Annotated in this window: 3 protein-coding genes; all 3 read left to right on the top strand. The window is 69.2% G+C overall.

Annotation, left to right across the window (positions count from 1 at the left end):
- Positions 1-963: flagellar motor switch protein FliM (gene fliM / locus VGE49_RS10055; RefSeq protein ID WP_331034422.1), on the top strand; the 963-nt coding region annotated here is incomplete at its 5' end.
- 1 nt (position 964) lies between these two features.
- Entirely contained in the window at positions 965-1,561 is a 597-nt protein-coding gene (locus VGE49_RS10050) for a DUF6468 domain-containing protein (RefSeq protein ID WP_114815957.1), read from the top strand.
- A gap of 123 nt (positions 1,562-1,684) precedes the next feature.
- On the top strand, positions 1,685-2,374 hold a 690-nt coding region (locus VGE49_RS10045; protein ID WP_331034421.1), incomplete at its 3' end, for a MotE family protein.

Here is a 2,374-nt window from a genome sequence, read left to right as displayed (position 1 = left end):
GAGATCGACAGCCTGCTGGGCTTCGACATGGGCGACGGCGACGACTCCGAACGGAGCGGCATCCGCGCCATCATCAACTCGGCCCTGGTGTCCTACGAGCGTCTGCCGATGCTCGAGATCGTCTTCGACCGCCTGGTGCGGCTGATGACGACGTCCTTGCGCAACTTCACGTCCGACAACGTCGAGGTCAGCCTCGACACGATCAGCTCGATCCGTTTCGGCGACTATCTGAACTCCATCCCCCTGCCGGCCATCCTGGCGGTGTTCCGGGCCGAGGAGCTGGACAACTACGGCCTGCTGACGGTCGACAGCAATCTGATCTATTCGATCGTCGATGTTCTGCTGGGCGGGCGTCGCGGCACGGCGGCCCTGCGGATCGAGGGGCGGCCCTACACCACGATCGAGCGCGTGCTGGTGCAGCGGATGGTCGAGGTCATCCTGAACGACGCGCGCCAGGCCTTCGAGCCTCTGACCCCCGTCCACTTCAACCTGGACCGGCTGGAGACCAATCCGCGCTTCGCCGCCATCGCGCGCCCGGCCAACGCCGCCATCCTGGTCAAGCTGCGCATCGACATGGAAGACCGCGGCGGCCGGGTCGAGCTGCTGCTGCCCTATTCGACGCTGGAGCCCATCCGCAAGATGCTGCTGCAGCAGTTCATGGGCGAGAAGTTCGGCCGCGACAACATCTGGGAAGGCCACCTGGCCACCGAGCTCTGGACCACGGAAACCGAGGTCCGCTGCGTGCTGGACGAGCAGCAGATCCCCCTGTCCAAGGTGCTGGACCTCAAGGTCGGCGACACCCTGATGCTGAACGCCACGCCGGAGTCAGAGGTCTCGATCCGCGCCGGCTCCATTCCGTTGACGACCGGCAAGATGGGCCGCAGGGGCCAGCACATCGCCGTCCGCGTTGAAGGCCCCATCACCACCGACGCCGCCGCCCGCATCTCCAGAGGGAACAGCTGATATGACCGGCATCATCCTCGACTCCATCCTCATGCTGCTGCTCGTCGCGGCCATCGGCTACGGCATCAAGCTGGAGAAGAAGCTGAAGGCCCTGCGCGAGGGGCAACTGGCCTTCGCTGGCGCCGTGAGCGAGCTGAACTCGGCCGCCGGGCGCGCCGAGCAGGCGCTGGCGACGCTGCGCGCCTCGGGTCACGAAACCGACCTCCTGCACGACCGCATCATCAAGGCCCGCGCCGTGAAGCAGGAGCTGGAGGTGCTGATCGCCCGCGCTCCGGCCGGCCTGCCGCCGCGCTCGGCCCCATCGCAGTCTCAGGTCGAGGCGCGCGAGGAGCCGGTGCTGGAGCTGAACACGCCGACGTCGCAGGTCTCGCCGCTGCTGGACGACGAGTCGCGCGCCCGCCGCATGGCCTCGCTGATGGAGCGGATCGAGGGCGCTCGCGCCGTGATGAAGGCCCCGGCGGCGCGTCCTGCCGCCGCCGCTCCGGTCGCCGCTGAGAGCTTCGCCCCGGTGCGTCAGGCCATGGCCGCTAACCATGCTGCGCAACAGAGCCTAAACCGCGCCCGTCGTAGCCTGGACGAAGATCTTTTCGCTGCATGATGCTTTTTTAGACCCCTATGCCTGACGCGCGGCGTCAGGCGACTTGAGGGGATCATTTTTCTTGCCCTATGCCTGACGCGCGGCGTCAGGCGGCTTGAGGGCGCCGACGACCCGAGTTGACCGATGAGCAAGCTGCCCCGCCTTCTGCCCCTGATCGCCATCGCCATCGGCGGGGTCGTGGCCGTGCGCGCGGCGGGCGTGGCGCCGGAGCTGTTCCAGGGTGCGACCGCCTGGGCCCAGGAAGCCGTGACCGGCGAGACGCCGGGCGAGGGCGGGGCCGCCGCCGCCAAGCCCGCGCCCGCCGTCTGCGCCCTGACGCCGGAACAACTGGCCCAGCAGGCGGGGATTTCGCCGGCAGAGCTGCGGATCATCCAGTCCCTGTCCAAGCGCCGCGACGCCCTGGACGCGCGTGACGCTGACTTCGCCACCACCCTGCCGCTGATGGTCGCCGCCGAGCAGAAGCTGGACGCCAAGCTGCAGGCGCTGGAAGCCCTCAAGGGCGAGATCGCTGCCCTGGTCGGCCAGGTCGACGAGAAGGAAAAGGCCGAGACGGATCGTCTGGTCGCCGTCTATTCCGCCATGCGGCCCAAGGAGGCGGCGGCCGTCTTCAACACCCTGGACGACAGCGTGCGCCTGCCCGTCGCAGCCGCCATGCGGCCTCGGACCCTGGCCGCCATCATGGCCCAGATGCCGCCCGCCGGCGCCCGCGAACTGACCGAGAAGCTGGCCAAGCGTTTCCAGGCCCAGCAGTTCGCCGCCCGCGCCGCCGCCGCGACGGCGGGCGCTGCACCTGCCGCGACCCCGGCTGCGCCG

The organism is Brevundimonas sp., assembly GCF_036405315.1.
In the GTDB taxonomy this organism is placed as follows: domain Bacteria; phylum Pseudomonadota; class Alphaproteobacteria; order Caulobacterales; family Caulobacteraceae; genus Brevundimonas.
Note: the sequence above shows the minus strand (reverse complement) of the source record. Positions and strands in the feature narration are given on the sequence as shown.

Coding starts and splice junctions, on each gene's coding strand:
- VGE49_RS10050 (WP_114815957.1), top strand. CDS start 965: ATGACCGGCATCATCCTCGACTCCATCCTCATGCTGCTGCTCGTCGCG.